The organism is Streptomyces chartreusis (genome assembly GCF_008704715.1).
GTDB lineage: Bacteria > Actinomycetota > Actinomycetes > Streptomycetales > Streptomycetaceae > Streptomyces > Streptomyces chartreusis.
Genome location: NZ_CP023689.1, coordinates 6,536,945 through 6,563,919, shown reverse-complemented (window position 1 = coordinate 6,563,919; position 26,975 = coordinate 6,536,945). Strand labels below are relative to the sequence as shown.

General features: G+C 70.1%; 22 protein-coding genes and 2 tRNA genes. 4 read left to right on the top strand and 20 right to left on the bottom strand.

Annotated elements, in window-relative coordinates; genetic code table 11:
- Window positions 1-70: 70 nt before the first annotated feature.
- A complete protein-coding gene (leuS, locus tag CP983_RS28845; protein WP_150502717.1) occupies window positions 71-2,941 on the bottom strand; it encodes a leucine--tRNA ligase in 2,871 nt (956 codons plus the stop codon).
- Between the two features lie 470 nt (window positions 2,942-3,411).
- Between leuS and CP983_RS28835 the strand changes: the two genes are divergently transcribed.
- The gene (locus tag CP983_RS28835) at window positions 3,412-4,779 is read left to right on the top strand and encodes a ferric reductase-like transmembrane domain-containing protein (RefSeq protein WP_150502715.1); all 1,368 of its coding nucleotides are present in this window, start codon (window positions 3,412-3,414) and stop codon (window positions 4,777-4,779) included.
- Window positions 4,776-6,389 carry an NADH-quinone oxidoreductase subunit NuoF family protein gene (locus tag CP983_RS28830; protein WP_150502713.1) on the top strand — a complete coding sequence of 538 codons (1,614 nt, stop codon included), beginning with the start codon at window positions 4,776-4,778 and terminating at the stop codon, window positions 6,387-6,389. The genes CP983_RS28835 and CP983_RS28830 overlap by 4 nt, the downstream gene beginning before the upstream one ends.
- Before the next feature lie 114 nt (window positions 6,390-6,503).
- Here the strand turns inward: CP983_RS28830 and CP983_RS28825 are convergent.
- The 10 genes from CP983_RS28825 to CP983_RS44095 all read right to left on the bottom strand — a co-directional run bounded on the left by CP983_RS28825 (window position 6,504) and on the right by CP983_RS44095 (window position 11,691).
- Window positions 6,504-6,576 (bottom strand) — tRNA-Ala (locus CP983_RS28825).
- A gap of 121 nt (window positions 6,577-6,697) precedes the next feature.
- Window positions 6,698-6,931: a hypothetical protein gene (locus CP983_RS28820; protein WP_003976229.1), complete on the bottom strand. Its 234-nt coding sequence runs from the start codon at window positions 6,929-6,931 to the stop codon at window positions 6,698-6,700.
- Window positions 6,932-6,934: 3 nt separating this feature from the next.
- Window positions 6,935-7,108, bottom strand: coding sequence for a hypothetical protein (locus CP983_RS28815; protein WP_107906586.1), 174 nt, complete (start codon window positions 7,106-7,108; stop codon window positions 6,935-6,937).
- A 262-nt stretch (window positions 7,109-7,370) separates the two neighbouring features.
- Window positions 7,371-7,443: transfer RNA gene (locus CP983_RS28810), tRNA-Ala, on the bottom strand.
- 106 nt (window positions 7,444-7,549) lie between these two features.
- Window positions 7,550-8,221: a histidine phosphatase family protein gene (locus tag CP983_RS28805; protein WP_125528094.1), complete on the bottom strand. Its 672-nt coding sequence runs from the start codon at window positions 8,219-8,221 to the stop codon at window positions 7,550-7,552.
- Window positions 8,218-8,664 (bottom strand): ribosome silencing factor, encoded by a 447-nt coding sequence (gene rsfS, locus CP983_RS28800; protein ID WP_107906584.1) that lies wholly within the window; start codon window positions 8,662-8,664, stop codon window positions 8,218-8,220. The genes CP983_RS28805 and rsfS overlap by 4 nt, the downstream gene beginning before the upstream one ends.
- Before the next feature lie 124 nt (window positions 8,665-8,788).
- Complete coding sequence (locus CP983_RS28795; RefSeq protein WP_150502711.1) at window positions 8,789-10,492, bottom strand: LCP family protein; 1,704 nt, start codon at window positions 10,490-10,492, stop codon at window positions 8,789-8,791.
- Window positions 10,493-10,517: 25 nt separating this feature from the next.
- Window positions 10,518-11,156, bottom strand: coding sequence for a nicotinate-nucleotide adenylyltransferase (gene nadD, locus CP983_RS28790; RefSeq protein ID WP_030948193.1), 639 nt, complete (start codon window positions 11,154-11,156; stop codon window positions 10,518-10,520).
- Window positions 11,157-11,233: 77 nt separating this feature from the next.
- Complete coding sequence (locus CP983_RS44100; protein WP_167537774.1) at window positions 11,234-11,398, bottom strand: hypothetical protein; 165 nt, start codon at window positions 11,396-11,398, stop codon at window positions 11,234-11,236.
- A gap of 131 nt (window positions 11,399-11,529) precedes the next feature.
- On the bottom strand, window positions 11,530-11,691 hold the full coding sequence (locus CP983_RS44095; RefSeq protein ID WP_093745985.1) for a hypothetical protein: 162 nt from the start codon (window positions 11,689-11,691) through the stop codon (window positions 11,530-11,532).
- A gap of 139 nt (window positions 11,692-11,830) precedes the next feature.
- On the opposite strand from CP983_RS44095, the gene CP983_RS28785 reads away from it, so the two are divergent.
- Window positions 11,831-12,967, top strand: coding sequence for a M48 family metallopeptidase (locus CP983_RS28785; RefSeq protein WP_150502709.1), 1,137 nt, complete (start codon window positions 11,831-11,833; stop codon window positions 12,965-12,967).
- Window positions 12,968-13,019: 52 nt separating this feature from the next.
- Here the strand turns inward: CP983_RS28785 and CP983_RS28780 are convergent, their stop codons facing one another.
- The 5 genes from CP983_RS28780 to proB all read right to left on the bottom strand — a co-directional run bounded on the left by CP983_RS28780 (window position 13,020) and on the right by proB (window position 18,113).
- Window positions 13,020-14,120 carry an SCO2583 family membrane protein gene (locus CP983_RS28780; protein ID WP_107906581.1) on the bottom strand — a complete coding sequence of 367 codons (1,101 nt, stop codon included), beginning with the start codon at window positions 14,118-14,120 and terminating at the stop codon, window positions 13,020-13,022.
- Between the two features lie 123 nt (window positions 14,121-14,243).
- Window positions 14,244-14,819 carry an SCO2584 family spore wall biosynthesis protein gene (locus CP983_RS28775; RefSeq protein WP_125528099.1) on the bottom strand — a complete coding sequence of 192 codons (576 nt, stop codon included), beginning with the start codon at window positions 14,817-14,819 and terminating at the stop codon, window positions 14,244-14,246.
- Between the two features lie 185 nt (window positions 14,820-15,004).
- Window positions 15,005-16,291, bottom strand: a complete 1,287-nt coding sequence (locus tag CP983_RS28770) for a glutamate-5-semialdehyde dehydrogenase (RefSeq protein WP_150502707.1) — start codon at window positions 16,289-16,291, stop codon at window positions 15,005-15,007.
- Window positions 16,292-16,365: 74 nt separating this feature from the next.
- Window positions 16,366-16,830 carry a hypothetical protein gene (locus tag CP983_RS28765; protein ID WP_107906579.1) on the bottom strand — a complete coding sequence of 155 codons (465 nt, stop codon included), beginning with the start codon at window positions 16,828-16,830 and terminating at the stop codon, window positions 16,366-16,368.
- A gap of 155 nt (window positions 16,831-16,985) precedes the next feature.
- A complete protein-coding gene (gene proB, locus CP983_RS28760; RefSeq protein ID WP_126900093.1) occupies window positions 16,986-18,113 on the bottom strand; it encodes a glutamate 5-kinase in 1,128 nt (375 codons plus the stop codon).
- A gap of 211 nt (window positions 18,114-18,324) precedes the next feature.
- Between proB and CP983_RS28755 the strand changes: the two genes are divergently transcribed.
- Window positions 18,325-20,370: a hypothetical protein gene (locus CP983_RS28755; RefSeq protein WP_150502705.1), complete on the top strand. Its 2,046-nt coding sequence runs from the start codon at window positions 18,325-18,327 to the stop codon at window positions 20,368-20,370.
- Here the strand turns inward: CP983_RS28755 and CP983_RS28750 are convergent.
- The 4 genes from CP983_RS28750 to CP983_RS28735 form a co-directional block, all read right to left on the bottom strand.
- Window positions 20,339-21,559: a glycosyltransferase family 2 protein gene (locus tag CP983_RS28750; protein WP_373309814.1), complete on the bottom strand. Its 1,221-nt coding sequence runs from the start codon at window positions 21,557-21,559 to the stop codon at window positions 20,339-20,341. The two genes, CP983_RS28755 and CP983_RS28750, sit on opposite strands and share 32 nt — an antisense overlap.
- A gap of 226 nt (window positions 21,560-21,785) precedes the next feature.
- Window positions 21,786-23,906, bottom strand: a complete 2,121-nt coding sequence (locus CP983_RS28745) for a CDP-glycerol glycerophosphotransferase family protein (RefSeq protein WP_229914749.1) — start codon at window positions 23,904-23,906, stop codon at window positions 21,786-21,788.
- A 117-nt stretch (window positions 23,907-24,023) separates the two neighbouring features.
- A complete protein-coding gene (locus CP983_RS28740) occupies window positions 24,024-25,523 on the bottom strand; it encodes a bifunctional cytidylyltransferase/SDR family oxidoreductase (protein WP_107906574.1) in 1,500 nt (499 codons plus the stop codon).
- A gap of 181 nt (window positions 25,524-25,704) precedes the next feature.
- Window positions 25,705-26,898 (bottom strand): hypothetical protein, encoded by a 1,194-nt coding sequence (locus CP983_RS28735; protein WP_150502703.1) that lies wholly within the window; start codon window positions 26,896-26,898, stop codon window positions 25,705-25,707.
- Between the last annotated feature and the right edge of the window lie 77 nt (window positions 26,899-26,975).

Below are 26,975 nucleotides of genomic sequence, written 5' to 3'. Positions count from 1 at the left end.
GGCAGCAAGCCTGCCGACCGGACGATACTTCCGGCCCGGTCAGAGCCCCGAAGCCCAGAACCCCGACGCCCTACGCCGGAACGATGTTCACCAGCTTCGGCGCGCGCACGATCACCTTGCGGATCCCTGCCCCGTCCAGCGCCGCCACGACCTTCTCGTCGGACAGCGCGACCTTCTCCAGCTCCTCCTCGGAGATGGCCGGTGAGACCTCCAGGCGGGCCTTGACCTTGCCCTTGATCTGCACGACGCACGTCACCGTCTCATCGACCACGTACGCCGGGTCGGCGACCGGGAAGTCCTCGTGCACGACCGAGCCGTCGCGGCCCAGCTTGCGCCACAGCTCCTCGGCGATGTGCGGGGCCAGCGGCGCGACCATCAGCACCAGCGACTCGGCGACCGTGCGCGGCACCGCGCCGCCCGCCTTGGTCAGGTGGTTGTTCAGCTCGGTGACCTTGGCGATCGCGGTGTTGAACCGCATGCCCTCCAGGTCCCCGCGCACGCCGTCGATGGCCTTGTGCAGGGCACGCAGCGTGTCCTCGTCGGGCTCGGCGTCCACCACGGTCACGGCGCCGGTCGACTCGTCGACGACGTTGCGCCACAGCCGCTGCAGCAGCCGGAACTGACCGACGACCGCGCGCGTGTCCCACGGCCGGGAGACGTCCAGCGGGCCCATCGCCATCTCGTACAGCCGCAGCGTGTCGGCGCCGTACTCGGCACAGATCTCGTCCGGAGTGACCGCGTTCTTCAGGGACTTGCCCATCTTGCCCAGCAGCCGGGAGACCTTCTCGCCCTGGTAGTAGTAGGCGCCGTCGCGCTCCTCCACCTCGGCGGCCGGCACCGCGATGCCACGGCTGTCGCGGTAGACGTAGGCCTGGATCATGCCCTGGTTGAACAGCTTGTGGAACGGCTCCGCGGAGGAGACGTGCCCCAGGTCGAACAGGACCTTGGACCAGAAGCGGGCGTACAGCAGGTGCAGCACGGCGTGCTCGGCACCGCCGACGTACAGGTCGACACCACCGTGCGGCTGGCCCTCGCGCGGGCCCATCCAGTACCGCTCGATCTCGGGGTCGACCAGCTGCTCGCTGTTGTGCGCGTCCAGGTAGCGCAGCTCGTACCAGCAGGAACCGGCCCAGTTGGGCATGGTGTTGGTCTCGCGCCGGTACCGCTTCGGACCGTCGCCCAGGTCCAGCGTGACGTTGACCCAGTCCTCGTTGCGCGACAGCGGCGTCTCGGGCTCGGTGTCGGCGTCGTCCGGGTCGAAGGTGCGCGGGCTGTAGTCCTCGACCTCGGGCAGCTCCAGCGGCAGCATCGACTCGGGCAGCGGGTGGGCGATGCCGTCCTCGTCGTAGACGATCGGGAAGGGCTCGCCCCAGTAGCGCTGCCGGCTGAACAGCCAGTCGCGCAGCCGGAAGTTGACCGTGCCCTCGCCGACGCCGGACCGCTCCAGCCACTCGGTGATGCGGGCCTTGGCCTCGGCGACGCCCAGACCGTCCAGGGAGATGCCCTCGGCGGTGGAGTTGATGATCTTCGCGTCGTACGACGAGAAGGCGTCCTCCCACGTCGAGGTGTCCGTGCCGCGGCCGTCCGTCGGCTCGACGATGCAGGTGATCGGCAGCTCGAAGGCGCGCGCGAACTCGAAGTCACGCTGGTCGCCGCAGGGTACGGCCATGATCGCGCCGGTGCCGTAGCCCATCAGGACGTAGTCGGCGATGAAGACGGGGACCTGCTCGCCGTTGACCGGGTTGGTCGCGTACGAGCCGATGAAGACGCCGGTCTTGTCCTTGGCCTCGGCCTGGCGCTCGACGTCGGACTTGGAGGCGGCCTGCGCGCGGTAGGCGGCGACGGCCGCGGCCGGGGTAGCGTGACCGCCGGTCCACACGTCGTGCGTGCCCTCGGGCCAGGCGTCCGGGGTGAACTTGTCGACCAGCGGGTGCTCGGGAGCCAGCACCATGTAGCTCGCGCCGAACAGGGTGTCGGGGCGCGTGGTGAAGACGGTGATGCGCTCGCCGTCCACGGGGAAGTCGACGCGGGCGCCCTCGGAGCGGCCGATCCAGTTGCGCTGCTGCAGCTTGATGGCCTCGGGCCAGTCCAGCTCGTTCAGGTCGTCCAGCAGCCGGTCGGCGTACGCGGTGATCCGCATGTTCCACTGGCGCAGCTTGGCCTTGAAGACCGGGAAGTTGCCGCGCTCGGAGCGGCCCTCGGCGGTGACCTCCTCGTTGGCCAGCACGGTGCCCAGGCCGGGGCACCAGTTGACCGGCGCGTCGGAGGCGTACGCCAGGCGGTAGCCGCCCAGGACGTCGGCGCGCTCGCCGGCGCTCAGCTCGCTCCACGCGCGCGTGGAGCCGGGTACCGCACGCTCACCGGACTCGAACTGCGCGACCAGCTCGGCGATCGGGCGGGCCTTCTGCGCCTCGTCGTCGTACCAGGAGTTGAAGATCTGCAGGAAGATCCACTGGGTCCACTTGTAGTAGTCCGGGTCGATCGTGGCGAACGACCGGCGCTTGTCGTGGCCCAGGCCCAGCCGGCGCAGCTGGACCTTCATGTTCTCGATGTTGGCCTCGGTGGAGACCCGCGGGTGCGTGCCGGTCTGCACGGCGTACTGCTCGGCGGGCAGGCCGAAGGCGTCGAAGCCCAGGGTGTGCAGGACGTTGTGGCCGGTCATGCGCTGGAAGCGCGCGAAGACGTCGGTGGCGATGTAGCCCAGGGGGTGACCGACGTGCAGGCCCGCACCGGAGGGGTACGGGAACATGTCCATGATGAACTTCTTGGGCTTGGCGACCAGCTCGGGATCGCCCGCCAGGTCACCCTTGGGGTTCGGCGCCGCGTACGTGCCCTCGGCGTCCCAGAAGTCCTGCCAGCGTGCCTCGATCTCGGCGGCCACGGCCGCCGTGTAGCGGTGCGGCGCGGCCACCTCGGCGGCAGCGGGGTTCGTCTCGCTCATGATCCTCAAAGCTCCATCGATCGTCTCTGCCGGCGGCTGCGATTCCCTGGAAACGAAAAATCCCCTCGCACAGGAGGGGACGCCGCGCCGATGCCGACCATCCGATTCGCCCGGTGGTCGGGATTGATCAGCGCGGCTCGCTAAGCAGAAGGCGTACGGCACGCATGGCGTCAGGGTACCGCAGCGCCACAGCGGGTCGCGACGGGCTTCCGGGGGCGCACGGCGGCGCGCGATGAGAGGAGTCACACATGAACATCCGCGCCCCCTGATCCGTACCTGGGAGTTGTGAAGACATGGAAAAGCTGAACAACGTTCAATTGTTACCTGGCGTAACAGACGCTAAGGGACATCGCATGCCCCACACAGCCCGTAGATAACAACGCAATAACTCAAACGCCGTACCCCCCGGTATGGAGCCACTTAGAGTGCGGCAGCGGGACCGCCTTCCCGAACCGCTCGGAGTTGCCCCCATGAACCCTCGTCGTAGTAACAGTTCGCTCCCCAGGACGGGCCGGTCGGCCTACGGGGTTGCGACCGCCGCTGTTCTGCTTCTCATACCCCTGGTCGTGCTGCTCGGCGGCACCTGGCTCCAGGAGTTCCTCAACTTCGGTGCCGGTGTCCTCTCGCTCGTCTGCCTCACCTGCTCTGTCATCTGGGGCCTGGTCGCCCAGGACCGGATGATCCTCAACACCCGCCAGCGGATCATCGCGCAGGGCATCCACCGGGTGACCGCCGTCGCCTCGATCGCGTTCCTCCTGGTGCACATCGGCGTCAAACTGGCCCTGGACCACGCCAGCCCGATCGCCGCGATCATCCCCTTCAGCCTGTTGTTCGCCGGCGGCAGCGAGATCCCGGGCAGCGCGTTCCTCATCGGCCTCGGCTCCCTGGCCGCCCTGCTCATGATCTTCGTCGGCGTCACCGGCGCCCTGCGCAACCAGTTCGCCTCCCCCGCGCCGGTCGCGGCCCGCTGGCGCGCGATGCACATGCTGGCCTACCCGGCCTGGTGCGCGGCCCTGATCCACGGCCTGTTCGCCGGCCGCCCGGCGAAGACGTTCTTCATGGTCAGCTACGAACTCTGCGTGGTCGCCGTCGCCGCGGCCCTCGCCCTGCGCGCGGCCCCGCGTCCGGTCAAGCGCAAGTTCGCCGACCGCCTCGCCCAGATCATCGGCAACGAGCCGGGCCTGCGCGAGGACCTGGAGGAGAGCCGCGCCCGGGCGGCGTCCGGCTCCTCCCTGCCCGGCTACGAGGAACGGCGCCCGGGGCGGGGCCCGCGCGACGAGCGCCCCTCCCGCAACGAGCGCACCGGCCCACTGCCCGGCATGCCCTCCCAGCCCCCCTCGGCCGCGGAGACCACGGGCGGTTTCGCCGCCGCCTATCGCGCCGTCAACCCGCGCGGACAGCAGCAGCCGTACGCCGACCAGACCTCCCGCATGGACCTGCCCATGGACATGCAGCCGACGGAGGCGATGCCGCGCGTCGACGGCAGCTCCAGCAGTACCGGCAACTGGCCCATCCCCTCCCCGCCGCCGGTCGGCGAGGCACCCCCGTCCGCCTACGACCCGCTCAACGACACGAGCTACAACATCCCGGTCTACGACAATTCCGGAACCACGACCTACGGTTCGAACACTTCGGGCTACGGCTCCAACGCGGCCGGCTACGGGTCGAGTGATGTGTACGACACCTCTGAGACAAACGCCGTCTTCGGTACGTACAACCAGAACGACACGTACAACAACAGCGGTCCCGCCACTGAAACATTCCCCGGTGCCCCCTACGACTTCGAGGCACCGGGTTCGGGCGAACCTTGGAACACGCCTTCCGGAGGGTTTAAGTGAACGAGGCCCTGCCCGACGTACCAGAAGTCCGCGTGGTCGGGCTTCCTCAGCTCACGTCGGGCTTCGACCTTGTCGAAAGACTCGATCTGCCCATGCACCTGAAGGTGCACGGGCCGCTCGAACCGATGGGCGGCGAGCAACTCGCCAAGCTCGCCGAGAACATCAACCTGAAGGGCCGCGGCGGCGCGGGCTTCCCCTTCCACAAGAAGCTGCGCTCGGTCGCCGAGACCGCGATCAAGCGCGGCGTACGGCCCGTCGTCGTGGTCAACGGCAGTGAGGACGAACCGGCCTGCCGCAAGGACACGGTGATGATCAACCGTGCCCCGCATCTCATCCTGGACGGCGCGCTGCTGTGCGCCGAGGCCATGGGTGCCCGCACGCTCGTGATCGCGGTGACCCGGGAGTCCACCCAGCGCTCCATGGAGGCGGCCCTCGCCGAGCGCGGCCTGAGCAACAGCCGCCGCTCGGCGCTACGCGCGTTCGTGCAGCGCAACCCGGTGCGCATGGTCACCGGTGCCGCGGCCTCCGTGATCCGCTCGATCGACGGCGGCCCGGCGATCCCGCCCGGCCGCAAGGTCAGCGCCTCGCAGAACGGCGTCGGCGGCGCCCCGACCCTGCTCTCCAACGCCGAGACGTTCGCGCAGCTGGCCATCGCCGCCCGCATCGGCCCGGAGCGCTACGGCAACACCGGCCTGTACGACGAGCCGGGCACCGTCATGCTCACGGTCTCCGGCGCGGTCGCCCGCCCGATGGTCATCGAGGTGCCCACGGGCGTACCGCTGCGCTACGTCCTCCAGCTGGCCGGCGCCCCGCCGGTGCCGCAGGGCGTGCTGACCGGCGGCTACCACGGCAAGTGGATCGACGCGGCGACGGTCAACGAGGCGATCGTCTCCCGCAACTCCCTGGACGCGGTGGGCGGCGCGCTCGGCGCCGGCGCGGTCCTGCCGATCACTCAGGAGACCTGCCCGCTGGGCGAGTCGCTGCGGGTGGCGCAGTGGCTGGCCGAGGAGAGCGCGGGCCAGTGCGGCCCCTGCTACCTCGGTCTGCCGGCCGCCGCGCGCGGCCTGGAGGACATCCTCAACGGCGGCGGCCCTGCCGCCCTGGAGGCGCTCAAGCAGGTCGCCAAGAACGTGAAGCGGCGTGGCGCGTGCTCGCACCCGGACGGCTCCGCGATGTTCCTTGAGTCGACCATCAAGGCGTTCACGGACGACCTCGCGGCCCATGTCCTCGGCAATGGCTGCGGACGGCCCGTGGAGGGCGTTCTGCCGCTCTTCGAGGGCGGCAGGGCTCCCACGGGCATCCCGGGCGGCGGCGAGGAGGAGGAGAACGGCCCGGCCCGCCAGAAGATCTACGTCGACTGGACGCTGTGCCGCGGCCACGGGCTGTGCGCCGACATCCTCCCGGAGGTCTTCCAGCTCGGCGCGGACGGCTTCCCGACCGTCGCCCAGGCGATGGTGCCGCGCTACGCCGAGGCCAAGGCCCTGCGCGCGGTGCGGCGTTGTCCCGCCCTCGCCCTGCGGATCGAGGAGGACACCCGCGGGCAGGACACCTCCCGGAACAACCTGCCGGTCCTCTCCCAGGGCCGCGGCAGGCGCGCCCTGGGCCGCTGAGCCCCAGGGGCCGTCCCACCGGACGGCCCCTGCGACCAAGGGTGTTCGGAACCAAGGGTGTTCGCACACGAAAAAGATCCCGCCGGATGGATTCCATCCGGCGGGATCTTGCTGTGGAGCTAAGGAGAATTGAACTCCTGACCTCCTGCATGCCATGCAGGCGCTCTACCAACTGAGCTATAGCCCCTTGCGTTCCGCCCGGTTTCCCCGGCGGCGACGCCAACATTACCGGTCGACCGGGTGCAGCACCAAATCGTTTACCTTCCAGGGCAGTACGCCCTGAAATGTCGGAATTTATGACCCGAAGGTCATGCCGTGACGAAGGAATAGAAGCGCTTCAGCGTGCAGTGTTCTTCGAGGAGCCGGCCGTAGATCGGTTCACCCTCGAGTTCACGGTAGGTCTCGATCGGGTCGCCTTTTATGATCAGCGCCCGCGCGCATTCCTCGCACCAGTACTGGTAGTCGGGGTTCACCGGTTCCATGTCACGGACGATCGGCGTTCCGCTGCCGCACCAGTCGCACTTTCGCCTGTGTGCACCCATCGATCAGCTCCAGCTGTGGCCGCAGGCCGTGCACACGTAGGAAACTCCGCCGTTGTCACCGAGAAGCTGGGCGACGTGGACGGAGCCGCAGGAAGGGCAGCTGAGGCGGGTGATCGTGTCCCGTGTCAATGCTGCTTCGAAGAGGTGACCGACCTCTCCGAGGATGCTCGCAGGCATCGCTACTCCCTCCCGTCGGGCCGCGCCCCCTCCGGCCGTTTGATTCTGCCACGGCCGGACCAATACGGTCAGCGACGCCTCAGTACCAGTCCGGACACGGCAGCCTCCATGCCGTACGAACCGTGCGAACACGCACCCCAACGCGCCTCTCCTGAGAGGTATACGCCTGCGAGGCCCAAGTGACTCAAGACGGACCCGAACAGTTCGGATACCAGAAGATCCCGCCGATCTGAGCGATCGACGGGATCTTGTTGTCTGACTGTGGAGCTAAGGAGAATTGAACTCCTGACCTCCTGCATGCCATGCAGGCGCTCTACCAACTGAGCTATAGCCCCTTGCGTTCCGCCCCGCTCAGCGGGGCGAACAAGAAGAACTTTAGCCTGCGACCTGCCAGAAAGTGAAATCCGGGTCCCCGGGTCGCCCCGGCCGGGGAGCCCGGCTTCAGTCGTCGTCGCCGAGGACCGGCTCTGGCAGGGTGCCGGCGTTGTGCTCCAGCAGGCGCCAGCCGCGCGCGCCCTCACCCAGGACCGACCAGCAGCAGTTGGAGAGGCCCCCGAGACTCTCCCAGTGCCGGGCCTGGAGGCCGAGGAGACGGCCGATGGTCGTACGGATGGTGCCGCCGTGACTGACCACCACGAGCGTGCCGTCGTCGGGCAGCTTCTCGGTGTGCCGGAGCACCACGGGCGCGGCGCGGTCGGCGACCTCGGTCTCCAGTTCGCCACCGCCGCGGCGCACCGGCTCACCGCGCTTCCACGCGGCGTACTCCTCGCCGTGGCGGGCGATGATCTCCTCATGCGTCAGGCCCTGCCAGACGCCCGCGTAGGTCTCGCGCAGGGCCTCGTCGTGCGTCACCTCCAGGCCGGTGAGCCCGGCCAGCTCGGCCGCCGTGGCGGCGGCGCGCTGAAGGTCGGAGGCGATGATCGCGTCGGGCTTGAGGTTGACGAGCAGCCGGGCGGCCCGGCGGGCCTGGGAGATGCCCGCCTCGGTGAGCGCGACGTCCGTGGAGCCCTGGAAGCGGCGCTCCACGTTCCAGGAGGTCTGGCCGTGCCGCCACAGGATGACGCGGCGGCCGCGGCCTGGCCTGTCCGTGGGGACCTCGTCGGTGGTGCTCATCGCCACTCACCGCCGAGATCGGCGGCCTCCTCGGCGGCCTGGAGCTTGGCGTGCTCGGCGGCCTTGCCGCGGGTGGCCCTGGCGTCCTCGGGCAGTTCGAGCTCCGGGCAGTCCTTCCACAGCCGCTCGAGGGCGTAGAAGACGCGCTCCTCGCTGTGCTGGACGTGGACGACGATGTCGACGTAGTCGAGCAGGACCCAGCGGGCCTCGCGGTCGCCCTCGCGGCGCACCGGCTTGGCGCCGAGCTCCTTGTTGAGCCGCTCCTCGATCTCGTCGACGATCGACTTGACCTGGCGGTCGTTGGGCGCGGAGGCCAGCAGGAAGGCGTCCGTGATCGACAGGACGTCGCTGACGTCGTAGGCGATGATGTCGTGCGCGAGCTTGTCGGCTGCGGCCTGGGCGGCGGTGTTGACGAGCTCGAGGGAACGGTCGGTAGCGGTCACTACAAGGCTTTCGATCGGCGGACACTTGACTTCACTCGACATCAAGGGTCTCACGGACCAGTGACAGCACCCCACGTGATTATCGCTTCACGTGGGGTGGCCTGCGGCGATGTGCCGACCGGTGTTACGAGGACGACGGGGCGTAGTCCTGGCCCAGGACCACGGACACGTCGGCGTTCCCGGACACGTCGCCCTTGCTGACGGCGCCCGCGGGCAGTCCGAGCGTCTTGGCGACCTCGGTGGCGTCGTCCTTGTCGGCGGCGTCGGCGTAGACGACCTCAGAGGTGGCCTCGGCGGCCCCGGAGCCGCCGTCCTGGAACGAGAAGCCGCCGTTCAGCAGGACCACGCGGGCCTTGCCGGTGTTGTCCTTGACGCCGCTCGCGTTGCGCACGGACACCCGGATCGCGGCGTCCTTGTCGGGGCTCTTCGCGGTGCCGCCGAGGACGTCCTTGACGACGCTGGCGCTCGCCTGGGCGCTGAGCGTGCCGTCGGTCTGCACCGGCAGCAGGGCCGTCTTGTAGTCGCCGCCCTTGGCGAGGTCGGCGAGCCTGGCGAGGAAGGCGCCGAGGTCCTTGTCGGTCAGCGGCGGCTCGATGATCATGCCGAGCGTCTGGACGGTGGTGGTGGCGCCCTGCGCGTCCGAGGTCAGCTTGCGCAGCACGGCCTGCATGACCTGCCCGAACCGCTCCAGCTGGGCGTTCTGTGCCTCGCCCGAGCCCTGGTAGGTGGCGTAGGCGACGGCCGACTTGCCGCTGAGGGTCTGCGCCTTGCCCTTGCGCACCAGGGGCGCGGTGCCCTTGGACTTGGCTTCCGGGTCGGGGACGTTCGCGTTGGTGTCGACGTCGATGTTGCCGATCAGGTCGACGAGGTTCTGGAGGTAGGGGGTGTCCAGCCGCCAGGTGCCCTGGATCTCGGTGCCGAGGACGGTGTCGATCTCGTCGCGGGTGCCGGAGGAGCCGTCGTCGTCGACCGACTTGGCCAGCGTGGTCGTGCTGCCGTCGTCGCCCGAGAGCGCGAGGGCGTTGGGCAGCAGGACCGTGGTGCCCTGCTTGGTGGTGGTGTTGTCGACGAGCAGCGCCGTGGAGGTGCCGCCCTTCTTGGTGTTGTGCAGGTGGAGGACGATCACGTCGCGCTTCTGGGCGCCCGTCGGCGTCGCGGTGTCCTTCTTGTCGTCCGACGACGAGACGCCGGGCAGCTTCCCGGCGTACCAGAGGTAGCCGACGCCGCCGGCCGCGGCGAGCGCCAGGACGACCACGAGGGCGACCACACGCGCGCGTGCCCGGCGCTTGGCCTCCTCGCGGCGCTCGGTGCGGTTCTCGGTGAACTTCAGCCAGTCGATGACGTCCTCGGAGTCCTGGTCGGGCTCCTCGACGAAGGCGAACTGCTCGGTGCGGTAGTCCCGCTCGCCCCGCTCCTGGGTCACCGGTTCCTCGACCGGTCCGGCCTGGTGCGGGATGTAGGCGGTCTGCTCGGCGACCCGCGGCTGCTGCCCGCTGGAGGCGGTACGGCCGTACGGGTCGTACGGCGCCGAGTGGCCGCCGGTGTGCTGCTGCTGGTGGCTGCCGGTGCCGTACGGGTCGTAGGACGGCGTCTGCGGCTGCTGTCCGGTGTCACCGCCGCCGTAGGGGTCGTACTGCTGGGCCTGCTGCCCGCCCGTCGCGTACGGGTCGTAGCCGTATCCCTGCTGTGTGTAGCCGTCGTACGGCTGCTGTGGCTGCTGCTGTGGCTGGACCTGTCGGTACACCGGCCGTCCGTACTCGTCGTAGCCGACGAGTTCGTACTGGTCGGCGCCGTGTCCTGCCGCCCCCGCGTCGTATCGGTCGTTCACCGGTAGCCCCTCTCGGCTCACTGCCTCACTCGCCGCGGTACAGCTCACGTTTGTCGATGTAGCGCACGACTCCGTCCGGCACCAGATACCAGATGGGATCTCCCTTTGCGACTCTCGCGCGGCAATCGGTGGACGAGATGGCCAGCGCGGGAACCTCGACCAACGACACTCCGCCCTCCGGGAGGCCGGCGTCGTCCAGGTGGTGGCCGGGCCGGGTGACCCCGACGAAGTGCGCGAGGGAGAACAGCTCCTCCGAGTCGCGCCAGGTGAGGATCTGGCCGAGGGCGTCGGCGCCGGTGATGAAGAAGAGGTCCGTGTCGGGGTTGAGCGCGCGCAGATCGCGCAGGGTGTCCACCGTGTACGTCGGACCGCCGCGGTCGATGTCGATGCGGCTGACGGAGAACTGCGGGTTCTCGGCGGTGGCGATGACCGTCATCAGATAGCGGTCCTCGGCCGGGGAGACGTGCCGGTGGCTCTTCTGCCACGGCTGGCCGGTCGGCACGAACACGACCTCGTCCAGGTGGAACTGCGCGGCGACCTCACTGGCCGCGACGAGGTGCCCGTGGTGGATCGGGTCGAAGGTTCCGCCCATGACGCCGAGCCGGCGCTTGCCGGGGTTCGACGGGCCGTTTCCGGGGCCGGTAGGCATGTCCTGCTCTCCCATGCGTGCAGACCCTACCGGCCCCGCCTGAGAGCTCCGGCCGACAGTCGCGCGGGCGGAGCGAAGGGGCTGGCCGGGACTCAGCGGTCGCGGTTGAAGCGGGTGGTGATCCACAGCAGCAGCATGAGAATGATGAACGCGCCGCCACCGGTGGCCAGCGGGCTGATGCTGTCGTGGGCGCCGCCGTGCTCCTCGCCCTCGGCGGCGAGGGTGACCAACTGGGCAGCTGCGCTGTGGAAGCTCATCTTCGGCGTGACCTATCGGTGTGGGCGGGATAAAGATGTCGGCCCATCGTAAGCGGCTGCCATGACGGCGATCACGCCGACTCCACCGTTGGGGCGCCCCGGACGGACCGGCGGGCAACCTTCCCGGCGGTTCAGTCGTCCTTCTGCCTGTAGCCCCGCAACAGGAACCACGCGGTCAGCACACAGCCCACGACCATCACGATCAGTACGACCCGGAGCAGATTCCCCGCTCCCTGCTGCTCGGCCGCCCTCGCGGCCTCGGTGAGCCAGGCGGCCGAGGGGTTGTGCTCCATGACGCGGAACTCCTTCGCTGTAGTGCCCGTCCAAGGTAACTCCGCCTAGGCTGGGCTCTGCTTCGGGGGGCGCAAAGGGCGGAACAAGGCTCCGCAAAGGGCCGAGAGAGACCCATCCACTCGCACATGGGGGAAAGACATGTCCGACGGCCACGAGCACGACGGTCACGAGAACGTGCCGAGCAGGCAGCGCAGGCGTTTCCCGGGGATCTCCTCGCGTGCGTACGAACACCCCGCGGACCGTTCGGCCCTGGTGGCCCTGCGCAAGCTCAGCGGCTTCGACACGGTCTTCAAGGCACTCAGCGGACTGCTGCCCGAGCGCAGCCTGCGGCTGCTGTTCCTGTCCGACTCGGTGCGGGTGTCGGACCAGCAGTTCGCGCACCTCAACGACATGCTGCGGGATGCCTGTTACATCCTGGACCTGGAGAAGGTCCCGCCGATGTACGTCAACCAGGACCCGGTGCCGAACGCGATGTGCATCGGCCTGGACGAGCCGATCATCGTCGTCACGACGGGCCTGGTGGAGCTGCTCGACGAGGAGGAGATGCGGGCGGTCGTCGGCCACGAGGTGGGCCACGCCCTCTCCGGTCACGCGGTCTACCGCACGATCCTGCTCTTCCTGACCAGCCTCGCCGTCCGGGTCGCGTGGATCCCGCTGGGCAACCTCGCGATCATGGCGATCGTGACGGCGCTGCGCGAGTGGTTCCGCAAGTCGGAGCTGTCCGCGGACCGCGCGGGCCTGCTGGTCGGCCAGGACCTGAAGGCGTCGATGCGAGGCCTGATGAAGATCGCGGGCGGCAACCACCTCCACGAGATGAACGTGGACGCCTTCCTGAAGCAGGCCGAGGAGTACGAGGCGGGCGGTGACCTGCGCGATTCGGTGCTGAAGATCCTGAACGTACTGCCGCGCTCGCACCCGTTCACCACCGTCCGCGCGGCCGAGCTGAAGAAGTGGGCCGAGTCCCGCGACTTCCAGCGGATCATGGACGGCCACTACCCGCGGCGCAGCGAGGACAAGGACACCTCGGTCACCGACTCCTTCCGCGAGTCGGCGTCCCACTACGCCACCCACGTGAAGTCCTCCAAGGACCCGCTGATGAAGCTGGTCACGGACATCGCCGGTGGTGCGGGCGACCTGGGCGGCCGGGTGCGCCGGGGCTTCGGCGGCTTCACGAGCGCGCCCCCGAGGGACGAGCCGGGTCCGGACGGCACGGGCACGAACGGCGCCGACGGCCCGGGCACGGACGGTCCGGGCGACGCCGGAAGCAAGAACTGAGGTCACCTCTCGACGCCGGTCCGGGCGACCGCACGGTGCCCGGACCGGACGCTCACACCTTGGGCTGCGACCCCGTCGCCAGGGATCCGCACAGCGCCGTCGCGCCGCCCGTGGCGTACGGGTCGGTGCCGGCCGGGCCGCCCTCCTTCGCGGTCTGGCCCGCGAGCAGCGGATGCAGCCGGTTCGTGGAGTCCTCGGCGCAGGACAGCGGGCCCGCCTGGACGTAGGAGACCATCAGCTGGGTCTGGTGCAGCCGCAGGTCCTCGCGGTCGAAGCGGAAGTGCAGCTCCCGGCGCACGGTGAACAGGGACGCCTCGGCCGCCTTCACCGCGGCCCCCGCCTTCTCGCCCGCGCCGGCGGCCACCGCCCGCAGCGCGTACACGAACGTGTGGTCGGCGGTGACCTCCAGCGTCGACGCGTCGGTCTCGGCGGCCTGGAGCGTGCCCTGCACCCGGATGCTGCGGTCGGCCAGCTGCGCCTGCGAGGAGTCGAAGCGAACCAGCCAGCCGGTCGGCGCGTGCCGGCCGTCCGCTGCCGGGTGAGAGAAGCTCTGGTCGAACTGATCCAGTTGGTCGGGGTCCAGCAGCACCCGCACCGGCCGGATCTGGTCGCCGGTCAGCACCTCCGGGTACAGCGAGGACCGCACGATGTAGTCCTTCGCGATGCTCAGCGCGTTCGTGACCTGACCGTCCGAGAAGTGCGCGGTGCGCCGCGCGGCCGGCAGCGGTATGCCCTCGGCGCCGATCCGGAACTGCGCGGCCGGACTGCTCGCGTACAGGTGGTCGGTGTCGCTCGCCCCGGGCACCTGGCCCTCGGGGGCGAGCGGGATGACGGTCATCCGCAGCGGCTCGGCGGGCGGCCCGGACTCTGCGGGGCCCTGGTAGGGGTGCCGTACACCCATGTAGATCGCCGTGCCGAAGGCGACGGCGATCAGCAGGACGAGGACGAGAGCCTGCCTGGACAGGCCCCGGCGCACGGGTGCCCGCCTGCGAACGGCGGGGGCGTGGTCGGCCATCCGCTCCTGGGCGGAGAACTCCTGGAGGCGGGCAGCACGGATGAACGACTCGTCGAAGACGACGGATCGGTACTCTTCCTCGCCACCTCCGGGGCCGCCTTCGGGTGTCCCCTCGGGTGGGTCTGCGGACCCTCCCATATCTTCAAGGGTAGGTCGCGGAGAGCTCGGGTAAACGCCCCGCTGCGCGACAAGTTCTGACAGGTTCTCACCAGGATCGCGCGGCGGCTCCGAGTGGCGCCCGGACCCTCGGCCGACTGCCTGTCAGGGCGTGCGCGGGGTCGCCGGGACGGCCGGCGGCGAGTAGTCCGCGGAGGCGGAGGGAGCCGCTCCGCTGCCCTGTTCCAGGCCGGTGGAGGCCGGCGGCGGGACCCGGTCCCTGCTGCCCGAGGAGGCGCCGCGGTAGACCGCCGTGAAGGCCAGCGCGACCATGCCGATGCCCATCACGAGGGCGAGCATCCAGGCGACGGGACGGTGCCAGCGGACCTGCTTGCCGTAGGTGCCCGGGGCGCCGTAGGGGCCTTCCAGGATGTCCGTGTCGTCCAGATCGTCCAGGTCGGGATCATGGCCGAATCCGGCGCGGCCGTCGGGGCCGTACCCCTCCTCGTACCGCTCGCCCCTGCCGTGGGCCCGGCGGGCCTCCGCCTCGGAGGCCTCTGCTCTCGCCTGGGCGGCGGCCAGGAGGCGCTCGACGGCGGTCGGCTCGTGCACCGCGGCCGCCTGTACGAAGGCCTCGTCGAAGACCACGGAGGCGAACTCTTCGTCCGACACCCCGCGGTCGTGGTCGTCGTCGGGCTCCCAGCCGTCAGGGAACGGCGTGCCCCCCACGTCCTCCGGCACGGGATCCAGAGTAGTCCTGGGGGGTCAATTTGGGCAGACGGTATGGAAATTCATCCGCCTTGTGAGACACCCGTCCTGCGGCACGGAGTCATTCCGGGGGCGCGTGTCGGGCGCATATGCCCTGGCTGCGCGCCTTGCGCCCCGAGGGCCGCCGACGCGCGCCGACGGCCCGGGAACGGCCTGATTCAGCGCCGTACGTGCCCGTCCCCGGTGACGATGTACTTGGTGCTGGTCAGCTCCGGCAGCCCCATCGGGCCGCGGGCGTGCAGCTTCTGCGTGGAGATGCCGATCTCGGCGCCGAAGCCGAACTGGCCGCCGTCGGTGAAGCGGGTGGAGGCGTTGACCGCGACCGTCGTGGAGTCGACCAGTTGGGTGAAGCGGCGGGCGGCCTGCTGCGAAGTGGTGACGATCGCCTCGGTGTGACCGGACGTCCACAGCCGGATGTGCTCGACGGCCTTGTCCAGCGAGTCCACGACCGCGGCCGCGATGTCGTACGACAGGTACTCGGTCTCCCAGTCCTCGGCCGTGGCCTCGACGACGGTGGCCTTGGAGTCCTTGGCATACGCCATCACGCGCTCGTCGGCGTGCACGGTGACGCCGGCCTCGGCGAGGGCGTCCAGGGCGCGCGGCAGGAACTCGGGGGCGATGTCCTGGTGGACCAGGAGGGTCTCGGCGGAGTTGCAGACGCTGACGCGCTGGGCCTTGGAGTTGATCAGGATCTCGATCGCCATGTCGAGGTCGGCGTGGGCGTCGACGTAGACGTGGCAGTTGCCGGTGCCGGTCTCGATGACGGGGACGATCGACTCCGAGACGACCGTCTGGATCAGCGAGGCGCCGCCGCGCGGGATCAGCACGTCGACCAGGCCGCGGGCCCGCATCAGCTCGCGCACGCTCTCGCGGCTCTCGCCGGGCACCAGCTGCACGGCGTCGGCGGGCAGCCCGGCGCCGCCCACGGCGTCCCGGATCACCCGGACGAGGGCGGTGTTCGACTCGTACGCCGAGGCCGAGCCGCGCAGCAGCACGGCGTTGCCGGACTTCAGACACAGGGCGGCGGCATCCACGGTGACGTTCGGGCGGGCCTCGTAGATGATCCCGACGACGCCCAGCGGGACGCGGACCTGACGCAGGTCGATGCCGTTGGGAAGGGTCGAGCCGCGCACGACCTCGCCGACCGGGTCGGGCAGCGCGACGACGTCCCGCACATCGGCGGCGATCGCCCGCACCCGCTCCGGCGTCAGCGTCAGCCGGTCGACGATCGCCTCGCTGGTGCCGGCCTCGCGGGCCTTGGCGATGTCCTTGGCGTTGGCCTCGACGATCTCACTCGTACGGACCTCCAGGGCGTCCGCGATGGCCAGCAGCGCGTCGTCCTTCTCGGCCCGCGGCAGCGGGGCGAGGTCGGCGGCGGCGGCCTTGGCGCGGTAGGCGGCCCGGTTGACCGGGGACATGGAGTCGTACGGCGAGAGCGTGGTCATGAAAGAAGGGTAGTGCGGTTGCCGGGCCGTTCCCCCGCGCATTCCGAACCGCGAGACAAGCCGCCCAGGGCCGCTCAATACGGATGGACACCCACCGGAGTCGCCGGTGGCGGCCCGTATCCCTCGGCGATGCGCTGGTGATAGGTCTCGCGGTCGATGACCTCCAGGCCGACGATCTCCCAGGGCGGCAGTCCCGCGCTCTGCCGGTGCTCGCCCCACAGGCGCAGGGCGACGGCGGCCGCGTCGTGCAGATCGCGGGCCTCTTCCCAGTAGCGGATCTCCGCGTGGTCGCCCGCGTACCGGCTGGTCAGCAGAAAGGGGTGGTCGTGGGCGAGCTGTTCGAGAGCGCGCCGGACCTCCTTCAGCGGGGCCTCCCGGCCGGAGACCGAGAGGGTGACGTGCCACAGGCGGGGCAGGTCCTCGGGCTGCTCGTACCGGTCGCCGGCCGCCACGCTGGTCAACGCACGCTCCTCACCGGCCGCACGGGACGAGCCCCCACCGGCACTGCGGGACGCCGTCCCAGGGCGCACTCGTCTCACGACGGCCTCCTTTTCGCAGTGACCGACCCTGTGGTCGTGCGGAATGTGTCCCGTAGACAAAGTTGAGCAGGCCGCAAGGGCTCGCGGGGCGGTTTTGCGGAACGTCCACCTCAGGGCGAACTTTGAAACAGGGCGTTCCCCCTGTTTTCGGCCGCCTACGGCTCCAGGAGCACCAGGTCGTCGCGGTGCACGACCTCCCGCTCGTACTCCGCTCCGAGCTCCCGGGCGAGCTCGCGCGTGGACCGCCCGAGCAGCTGGGGGATCTCCTTGGCGTCGAAGTTGACGAGCCCGCGGGCGACCGCACGCCCCGAGGTGTCGCGCAGCTCGACCGGGTCGCCCGCGCTGAACTCGCCCTCGACGGCCGCGATCCCGGCCGGAAGGAGGGACTTGCGGCGCTCCACGACCGCCCGTACCGCGCCGTCGTCCAGGGTGAGCGAACCCTGGGGCGTGGAGGCGTGCTGGAGCCACAGCAGACGGTCGGCGGAGCGCTTGCCGGTGGCGTGGAAATAGGTGCCGGTGTCGCCGCCCGACAGGGCCTCGGCGGCGTGGATCGCGCTGGTCAGGACGACGGGGATGCCGGCGGCCGCCGCGATCCGGGCCGCCTCGACCTTGGTGACCATGCCGCCGGTGCCGACGCCGGCCTTGCCCGCGCTGCCGATCTCGACGTGCGCGAGGTCCTCCGGCCCGCGTACCTCCGCTATCCGTGAGGTCCCCGGCCTGCTCGGGTCGCCGTCGTAGACGCCGTCCACGTCGGAGAGCAGCACCAGCAGGTCGGCGCGGACGAGGTGGGCGACGAGGGCGGCGAGCCGGTCGTTGTCGCCGAAGCGGATCTCGTCCGTGGCGACGGTGTCGTTCTCGTTGACGATCGGGAACGCGCCCATCGCGAGGAGCTTGTCGAGGGTGCGCGAGGCGTTGCGGTGGTGGGCGCGGCGGCTCATGTCGTCGCTGGTCAGCAGCACCTGGCCGACGCGGACGGCGTAGCGCGCGAAGGAGGCGGTGTAGCGGGCGACCAGCAGCCCCTGGCCGACGCTTGCGGCGGCCTGCTGGCGGGCGAGGTCCTTGGGGCGGCGGCGCAGCCCCAGCGGGGCGAGCCCGGCGGCGATGGCGCCTGAGGAGACCAGGACGATCTCCCGCTCCCCGCCGCTGCGGCCCTTGGCGAGGACGTCTACCAGCGCGTCGACGCGGTCCGCGTCGAGGCCGCCGGACGCGGTGGTCAGTGACGAGGAGCCCACCTTGACGACGACCCTGCGGGCCTCGTGCACACCCTGCCTTGCCCCTGCCACCTGTGCTCTTCCCCCTTGCGCGGATGCCGGCTGCCTCCCCGAAATCTACGCGAAGCGGATCGCGCGGTGCGCATCGGTCCAGTCCCCGGACAGCCAAAACGTGACCATTCTCAGCCACCCAAAGCCTTCAAGACATGTGCGTGTCGTCTGTACGCTGCCGCGCGTTAACCGGAGCGCAGGCTTCCCCGCGCCGACCTTGGAGTGACCGCAGTTGCCCACACCCTTGTCCAGCGTCCCGGCCAGAGCCCTGGTCGCGGCGCTCCTGGTCGCAGCCTTCTGCGGCCAAGCCTTGGCCGCGCTGCAGCCGCACGTCCCGCTGCTGCTCGCCTCGACGGTCGTGTCCCTGGCCGTCGAGGGCGTGATGTACCGCTGGCAACGCGGCATGCTCTCGGTCTTCGCCAAGTCGCACGCGGACATCACCGTGCGGCACGTGCTGCGGGACCTGCTGCTGGTCGTCGCCCTGCTGCGGCTCGGCGAGCAGGACCGGGAGTCGGTGTACACACCGCTGGTCGGGGGCCTGCTCGCCTTCTACGCCCTGCACTGCGCGATCCAGGCGGTCTCGGTGCTGGTGCGCCGCACCCGGACCCTGCCGGTGGTCACCCGCAACATCGACGCCTCCGCCCTGCGCCTTTCCACCGCCCCGCCGGCCCTGCTGCGCCGCCCCGGCGACCGGCTGCTGGTCTTCGGCCTCCCGGCCACCGCGGGCCTGCTGGCCACGGCCGCCACGGACGACCCGCGCTGCGCCGCCCTCGGCATCGCGCTGTCCCTGGGGCTCGGCCTGGTGGGCCTGTACGACCTTCTCGTACGGCTGCTGCCGAGCCGCCGCCCGGCGGGCGAGAACGAGACCCTTCAGTGGCTGGACGCCTGGCTGGCGGAGTACCGGCCGACGGCGGGCCTGTACTTCTCCGGCGGCGTCTCCTCGGCGTACCAGGCGAACATGTGGCTGGAACCGCTCGCACAGCTGGACGGCCGTCCGCTGATCGTGCTGCGTGAGCGGTTCATGGTGGCGAAGATCGGCCCCACCGACGTGCCGATCCTGTGTCTGCCGAAGGTGTCCACGCTGATGCGTCTGGAGGAGTCCTCGCTGGAGGTCCTCATCCACCCCTCGAACTCCGGCAAGACCTCCCAGGTCCTGCGCATCCCCACGCTCAAGCACACCTTCGTCAACCACGGGGAGAGCGACAAGCTGTCGTCCTGCAACCCGTACGCGAAGGCGTACGACGAGGTGTGGGTGGCCGGTCCCGCGGCGCGGGAGCGGTACGCACTGGCCGAGGTCGGCGTCGAGGACAAGGACGTGGTGGAGATCGGCCGTCCGCAGCTGGACGCCGTACGGCCGCAGGGGGAGACGCCGGCCGGTGGACTCACCACGGTGCTGTACGCGCCGACCTGGGAGGGCTGGGACGGCAACCCGGGCAACACGTCGGTGATCGAGGCCGGCGAGAACCTCGTGCGGGCGCTGCTCGCGGACCCGGGCGTGCGGCTGCTGTACAAGCCGCATCCGCTGACGGGGTCGGTCGACCCGCGGGCCGGGGCGGCCGATCTGCGGATCCGTGAGCTGATCCGGGCGGCGGTCCGGGAGCGGGCCGGTGAGCGGCCCGGCGACACCGCGGAGCTCGACCTGCGGACCAAGGAGCTGGACCGGCTGACCACGACCGCGGTGCGGGCGAACGCCGACCAGCTGGAGCGGATGCTGCTCCAGTCGGCGCCGGAGCCCGGGCGGGCCCAGGCGGTGGCGGCGGCCACGGCGGCCTGGGAGGAGGCGTACTGGGCCTCGCTGCCCGAGGGCGAGCACCAGGTCTTCATCGGTGCGCGGCCCACGCTCTACGCCTGCTTCAACGTGGCCGACCTGCTGATCAGCGATGTGTCGAGCGTCGTCAGCGATTTCCTGGCGAGCGGGAAGCCGTACGCCGTGGCGAACACCAGCGGGCTCTCGGAGGACGTGTTCCGCAAGGCCTTCCCGACGGTGCGCGCGGCGACCGTGCTGGCGCCGGACGCGGCCGGGGTGCCGGACCTGCTCGAAACGGTGCGGCACCCCGAGAAGGACGAACTCGTCGAGGCGCGGGCCGAGTTGAAGCGCCATCTGCTGGGGCCGGACGAGCCGACGTCGCAGGAGCGCTTCAACGAGGCCGTACGGGCGCTGGGTTCGGCGGCCCGGGAGCACCGGGCGCGGATGGCGGAGCGGATGGCGGCGGAGATCGCCACCGAGATCCCCGACCAGCGGTCGGCTACGCCGCCGCAGCCCGCCCACCCGGCGTAGCCCCGCCGGAGGACCTCAGCACCCGGCGCGCCTTGCGCACCGCCCGCCGCACGAAGGAGTCCGCGCCGCCCTCCCGGTAGCCGGGGTAGGCGCGGGCCTGGCGCGGTTCGGCGAGGTACACCGAGTCGGGAATGCCCGCGGCCGCGTCCCGGAAGTGCGGGTAGGCGAGATAGACACGGCGGCCCTTCTTCTCCAGGAGGGCCGCCGGCTGCTTCTTGGCCTTGACGAACTCCACGACGGGCAGCAGGAGTTCGGGGCGCTGCTCGGCGACCAGGTGCAGTCGCAGCCGTTCGTCGACCTTCATGCGGCGGGCGATGCCGGGCGTCCAGAAGGCGTCCATGAGGGGCTTGGCGAGTTCCAGCTTGTGCCGGCGGACCTTCTCGCTGTCCTTGGCGTACTTGGGCCCGAACTGCGGCAGCAGGGTGATGAGTAACGGGCGCGTCATGAGCAGGTCGCGGCGGTCACCCGCGGGTATGTGCTCGGCTATCAGGTTCATCAGGGCGCGCGCGGAGTCGAAGCGCAGGGTGTAGCCGCCGCTCTTCGTCACGTGCTTGCCGTCGTCGCGGCCCACCAGGTAGTAGCAGGTGTAGTCGGCGACCACGGAGACGCCGTCCGCCCGCAGGTACGCCTCCATCGTGAACAGCGCGTCCTCGCCGGTCCACAGGGACTCGTCGAAGCGCATGTTGTGCCGGGTCAGCAGGTCCCGGCGGAACAGCTTCTGCGCGCTCAGCGTGAACCTGATGTTGGAGGAGAAGACGTCGGTGCGGTCGAGCGTCCTGCCCCACATCGACTTGGGCGCGCTGCGGTTGACGCCCTCGATGCGGCCGATGACCACGTCCGTGGCGTTCCGGTCGGCCATCGCGACCATGCGCTCCAGGGCCTCGGGGCCCAGCCGGTCGTCGGCGTCCAGGAAGAAGACGTACCGCCCGGTCGCCTTGCCCAGTCCGACGTTGCGCGGGCCGCTGGGCCCGCCGGAGTTGTCCTGCCGGATGACGGTCACCTGCATGGGCACCCGGCCCGCGAACTCCTCCAGGCACTCCCCCGTGCCGTCCGTCGAACCGTCGTCGACGGCGATCACCTCGATGCGTCCCGGGTCGATGGTCTGTGCCTCGACCGAAGCCAGGCACTCGACGAGGTACGGCATCGCTTCGTACGCCCCGATGATCACAGTCACATCAGGCTGCGTCACGTTTCCCCCTTGTCAACAGGATATTTCCCCCGTATCGCCTCATTCGCTACCTGATAGACGGCTGGACGTTGCAAGCGGTTGCCTCAGGCCTGTGATTTGGTGGTCCAGATCACATCGCAAACTGACATGGCCTCAAGCTATTCGGGAAACGTAAGAGGCCCACGTGAAACGGCGCGGCCCCCGAGGATCACTCCTCGGGGGCCGCGCCGTTCGTGGGTTCCGCGGGTCAGCCGGCCAGGTCGTCCCCGGCCGCCGTCAGCCCGTGCGCCGGCACGGTCGCCGGCTCGGGGTCGGGCTCGGGCTCGGGGTCCGCGTCGGCTCCGGTCGCCGGCACCTCCTGGCCGGCGTTGCGGGTGTCGGCCTTGAGCGCGAGGTCCGCCACGGCGGTGTTGAACTGCTCGATGGACGTCGGCTCGTCCGGGCCCAGCAGGTACCGCTTGAGGTCACCGCGGTCCTCGGCCAGCGGGTCGCCCGCCGGGTCGCGTACGGCGTCCAGCAGGCCGCCCAGCTCGGTGGCGCCGTTGGACAGGATCACTGCGGCACGCACGGCCGTGTTCTGCCGCTTGAACTCCTCCACGCCCAGCTCGGCCGAGTCGGTGACGGCGTACGGCTTGCCGCTGGCGATGAAGTCGGACACCACGCTGGAGATGTCGGAGACCATCGCGTCGGAGACGTTGAAGCAGTCGTACAGACGCGGCTCGGCGCCCGTGATGACGCGGTGCTCGTGGCTGCCGAAGGAACGCCAGTACGCGGTGTTCCATTCGCCGCGCAGCCGGGCGACCTCCTCGTGCACGGCCGGGTCGACCACGCCGTCACGGGTGGCCTCGGCCTCGTCGCCCTTGCCGTTCCCGCCCGACTTGCCGGACAGCTCGGCGAGGCGGGTCTCGATCCGGGCGAGCTCGGCCTTGGCGGCGGCGCGCGCGGCGGCGTCGGCGGTGAAGCGCCCGTCGGTGGCGCGCTCCGCGGCGGCCTCCTCGACCAGGGCGGTGATCCGGCGGTGCGCGGCGCCGGCCTCCTTGCTGACGGTGCCCGTGAACGGGTGCGGCTTGTACAGGACGCGGACCGGCGGGTCGGCCTTCACCAGCCGCTCGACGATGTTCTCGCCGGCCAGCACGATCGAGGTGTTGCCCGGGTTGCCGTCCCAGCCCTCCCAGGTCGGGGCGTACAGGACGGTCGGGATCCGGCCCTCGGGGACCCCGCTCCAGCCCTGGATCGGCGCCAGCTGCGGGCGGCCGACCTCGACGATGTCGTCGTCGCGGACACCGACGTCCGCTATGGCGTAGCGGTCCCGACCCGCGCGGCCGGCGGTCCACACCTCGTCGTAGACCTTGCTGTACGGGTTGACGCTGGCCAGCTTGTCGCTGTCGCCGTGGCCGATGAAGACGTGCTTCATGGTGGGCACGCGCAGCAGGTGGATGTTCTTGCCGACGTTCGCGGCGTACAGGGCGACGCGTACGTTCGTCAGGTCCAGGTTCATCAGGTGGACGCCGCCGGGCACGCAGATCACGGGGACCGTGGTGGGCGCCAGGTTGTTCAGGATGGCCCGCTCACGCAGGATGATCAGCGGCTTGGAGTCCAGCTGCTCCATGGTCTCCAGCCACATGTTGACCTGGTAGACGGAGTCCTTGGAGCCGGAGAAGTACAGCACCGTCTCGGGCCCGTACTCGGCCAGCCAGTCGTCGACGGCGGCCAGGACCTTCTCGGCGTTCGGCGGGATCTTCGCGCCGCGCACGTACGGCACGAGCCCCAGCACGTACAGCAGGCCCAGGCCCACGGTGACGCCGATGCCGATGAAACCGGCGACGGCGGACTCCAGGGACGCCGAGACGAGGATGCCGGCGACGGCCGCGAGGTCGAGGTGCAGCATCTTCTCGGCGGAGCGGTGCAGCAGCACGCGCGGCGGGGCGTCCGGGATGCGGATGCGCGAGGCCAGGTCGATGTTGCGGGTGGCGACCGGCATCCGGCGGCGGTTGCGGATCAGGGTGACCAGCGCGCCGTGCGGGGCCTGGAGACCGTAGAAGGCGATGAAGCAGGCGATCGCGCCGTAGTAGATCAGGTCGTCCGCGAGGCCGAGCCGGGCCAGCAGCAGGATCAGCAGCAGCTGCCGGATCAGGAAGCGGATCGACAGACCGGCCCGGACCTTGCTCAGGCGGTTGACCAGGTAGCTGCCCTTGCGGTGCAGATAGTGGTCCGCCAGGTACGTCACGGCGGCCGCCGCCGCGAAGGCGGGAATGCTCGGGACGAGCGCGGCCAGCATGAGCGCCGGGAATCCCAGCACCATGAGGGCCGCCGCGGCCAGCTCGGCCGCGCTGCCCACCCGGGCGACGCGAATAGCAGTGGATATCACGTAGGAACCTGCTCAGGAGAGGGGCCGGTCTGAAGGGGGAAGGACTCAGGCCCCTGTGAATTCTTCGTGAACGAAGATTCCCAGAGGCCTGAATTCCATAAGGCTATTAAATCTTGATTATGCCATGCCGTCCTGCCGGTCGAGGACGCTCGCCAGCGCCTGCTCGAAGCCGGAGGCCTGGCCGGCGGCGGCCGTCGGGTCCTGCTGGCGGACGTCGATGACATGGCCGGTGAGCTCGGAGAGCAGCACGTCGAGGGAGGTCCGGGCGACCGCCTCGGAGGAGAGCAGGCTGCCCGAGGGCTCCTGGCCGAAGGCCTTGGTGCGCATCGGCGTGGCGGTGCGCTCCGGGTTGATGCAGTTCACCCGAATGCCGTCACCGGCCCACTCGTCGGACAGGGCCTGGGTGAGGTTCACCATGGCGGCCTTGGTCGAGGAGTAGAGGCTGTACTCGGCGCGACCGCGGGTGTAGCTGCTGGAGGTGTACAGCAGCAGCTGGCCCTTGGTCTCGGACAGGTACTTGTACGAGGAGCGCGCGATCTGCACCGGGGCCAGGTAGTTGACCTTCAGCGCCTCCTCGATGGTGGCGTTGTCGGTCTCGGCCAGCTTGCCGATGCGCAGCACACCGGCGGTGTTGACGACGTAGTCGATCCGGCCGGTCTCCGCGTACGCCTTGGACAGCGCGTCGTCGACCTCCTCCGGGTTCTCCACGTGCGTGCCGGTGGTGGAGCGGCCCAGCGCGTACACCTTCGAGCCGTAGGACTCGGCCAGTTCGGCGATGTCCTTGCCGATGCCGTAGCTGCCGCCGAAGACGACGACGGTCTTGCCGGTGAGCAGCTCGCGGTAGGCCTCCTCGCTCACCTGCTCGGGCGCGGCGGTGGAGGCCAGCTGGAAGAGCTTGTCGGCGATGAAGACGTCGACCGGCTGAGTGACCTTCATGTTGTACTCGTCGCCCGCGACGACGTGGATCGGCACGTCCGGCAGGTACTTGAGCACGACGGAGCAGTCGTCCGTGGCCTGGAAGTTGGGGTCACCGGCGGCGACCTCGTAGGCCCGCTTGATGGTGGACAGCTTGAAGGCCTGCGGCGTCTGGCCGCGGCGCAGCCGGGAGCGGTCCGGGATCTCGGTGATGAACTCGCCGTCCTCGCCGTGCGTGCGCGTGACGATGATGGTGTCCGCGGACGGGATGGCGACGTCGACGGCCTGGAAGCGCTCCAGCGCCACGACACAGTCGTCGATCACACGCTGTGACAGCAGCGGGCGTACGGCGTCGTGGAACAGGACGTTGAGGTCCTCGCCCTCGGCCAGGCCCTCACCGAGGGCGTCGATGGCGCGCTCGGTGGTCTCGTTTCGCGTCGAGCCGCCTTCGATGACCTTCTTGACCTTGGTGAACCCGGCCTTGGCGACGATCTTCTCGATGTCCGGCACGTAACCGGGCGCCATCAGCACGATGATGTCGTCGATCGAGTCGGCCTTCTCGAAGGTGGCCAGGGTGTGCTCGATGACTGCCTTGCCGGCGATCTTCAGCAGCTGCTTGGGGATCGACAGACCCACCCGCTGACCGGTGCCACCGGCCAGGATCACTGCGGTGGTACGGGGCTTGGCTATGTGCTGGGACACAGGTGACCTACCTTGTGGCGACTGGGAACTTGGAAATGGTCCCACTTGTGGTTACCGCTGTGCAAGGTGAGCGTCCCCGGCCGCATATGTGCGCGCAACCTGGCATTCACCTTGTACGCATGGTCGATGGCGAGAGGCCCTCCGGAAGTTCCGGGAAATTGCTGTGAGTAACCGCACAGGCTCAGCGAAGCCGCAGCCTCTTGAGGCAGCGGTGCCCGAGTACCCGCACGAGTTCTCCCGAAGACGTCTGGTGGACGGTGCGCGACTTGGCGGCCGCGGTGTGCCGAACGGGCGCGGCGGCGGCCGCCGCGAGGGCTCCGTACAACGCCTGCGCGGCGGCCTCGGGAGCGATGCGCGGCGCGGCGGCGACGGCGGTCCCCGTCTCGTCCACCACGGACAGCAACCGCAGGTCACCGAGGACCCGCACCCCCGTCCCGCCGATGCGCTCCGCCATCCGGGCGCCGATCTCGGCGGCGGCCTCCACGGCCCATCGCGGGGTGCAGATCTTCACATCGCCGGGACCGGGGGTGCACGTGTTCTTCATATGCATCACCGCGCCGTTCCGGACGAGCTGTGAATACAGCTCCGCGGGCAGTTCATTGGCGCGGAATTCCTTATTAAGATTCCGCAGCATTTCGGTCTCGGCGAGGGTGAGTGAGCGATTCGCCGCGTCCGGAACGGGACGCAACAGACCTTTCGGGAGTCCGAGCAGCGTCTCGAATGTGCGCGTCAGCCCCTCCCGGTCCCGGTCGTCCACCACGACCACGGTGACCCGCTCGGCACCTGCCACCCGCGCCCAGCGCTCGACGAGCCGGTCGTGCCGGTGCCGGCGCCAGAAACTGGGGTTGGGCTTCTCGTACGGCGGCTTCCTGAGCATGTGCGCAAGCCAGTCGTCGTAGCCCATGCGCAGGCCGTTCTGCACGTACTGCTGCCACTGCGAGGGCATGATCCGGGCGAGCGGGCGCAGGGTGACGAGGACGTGCACGCGGTCGCCGCCGAGCTGCTCGACGACCCGCGCGACGGTCTCGTCGTCGGGAGCGTCGGCGAAGAACTCGCTGCTCAGCACCGAGGTGCGCCGGCCCGTGGCCCGGACCTGCGCCAGCAGCTGCTGCCAGTGCCGCTCGGTGGGCGCGGTGTCGCCCAGCATGCCGGTGCGGGCGCAGGCGGCCAGGACGGCCTCCATGGGGTGCCGGGTGGCGGCCGGCCAGTCGACGCCGTGCCGGGCCAGCTCGTCCTTCGCCGCGAACAGCGCGCCCTGGATCGAGGTGGTGCCGGTCTTGTGCGGGCCGATGTGCAGCAGCCGGGTCCCGGTGGGCAGCGGGGCGATCGCGGCGCCGTCGGCCCGGAGTTCATCTCTCGTACAGTCCGTCTCCATGGTCAGAGGACGGTAAGAGAGGTTCCTGAGACCGCGCTGAGAGTGACCTGGGACACGGATGAGTCCCAGGTCTCCCA

What these genes read in the sequence shown, in the direction of transcription:
- CP983_RS28770 (WP_150502707.1), bottom strand. Translation starts at nt 16,291, where the DNA reads ATGACCACGCTCTCGCCGTACGACTCCATGTCCCCGGTCAACCGGGCC.
- CP983_RS28815 (WP_107906586.1), bottom strand. Translation starts at nt 7,108, where the DNA reads ATGCCTGCGAGCATCCTCGGAGAGGTCGGTCACCTCTTCGAAGCAGCA.
- CP983_RS28785 (WP_150502709.1), top strand. Translation starts at nt 11,831, where the DNA reads ATGTCCGACGGCCACGAGCACGACGGTCACGAGAACGTGCCGAGCAGG.
- CP983_RS44100 (WP_167537774.1), bottom strand. Translation starts at nt 11,398, where the DNA reads ATGAGCTTCCACAGCGCAGCTGCCCAGTTGGTCACCCTCGCCGCCGAG.
- CP983_RS28780 (WP_107906581.1), bottom strand. Translation starts at nt 14,120, where the DNA reads ATGGGAGGGTCCGCAGACCCACCCGAGGGGACACCCGAAGGCGGCCCC.
- CP983_RS44095 (WP_093745985.1), bottom strand. Translation starts at nt 11,691, where the DNA reads ATGGAGCACAACCCCTCGGCCGCCTGGCTCACCGAGGCCGCGAGGGCG.
- CP983_RS28805 (WP_125528094.1), bottom strand. Translation starts at nt 8,221, where the DNA reads ATGAGCACCACCGACGAGGTCCCCACGGACAGGCCAGGCCGCGGCCGC.
- leuS (WP_150502717.1), bottom strand. Translation starts at nt 2,941, where the DNA reads ATGAGCGAGACGAACCCCGCTGCCGCCGAGGTGGCCGCGCCGCACCGC.
- CP983_RS28735 (WP_150502703.1), bottom strand. Translation starts at nt 26,898, where the DNA reads ATGGAGACGGACTGTACGAGAGATGAACTCCGGGCCGACGGCGCCGCG.
- CP983_RS28820 (WP_003976229.1), bottom strand. Translation starts at nt 6,931, where the DNA reads ATGGGTGCACACAGGCGAAAGTGCGACTGGTGCGGCAGCGGAACGCCG.
- nadD (WP_030948193.1), bottom strand. Translation starts at nt 11,156, where the DNA reads ATGGGAGAGCAGGACATGCCTACCGGCCCCGGAAACGGCCCGTCGAAC.
- CP983_RS28835 (WP_150502715.1), top strand. Translation starts at nt 3,412, where the DNA reads ATGAACCCTCGTCGTAGTAACAGTTCGCTCCCCAGGACGGGCCGGTCG.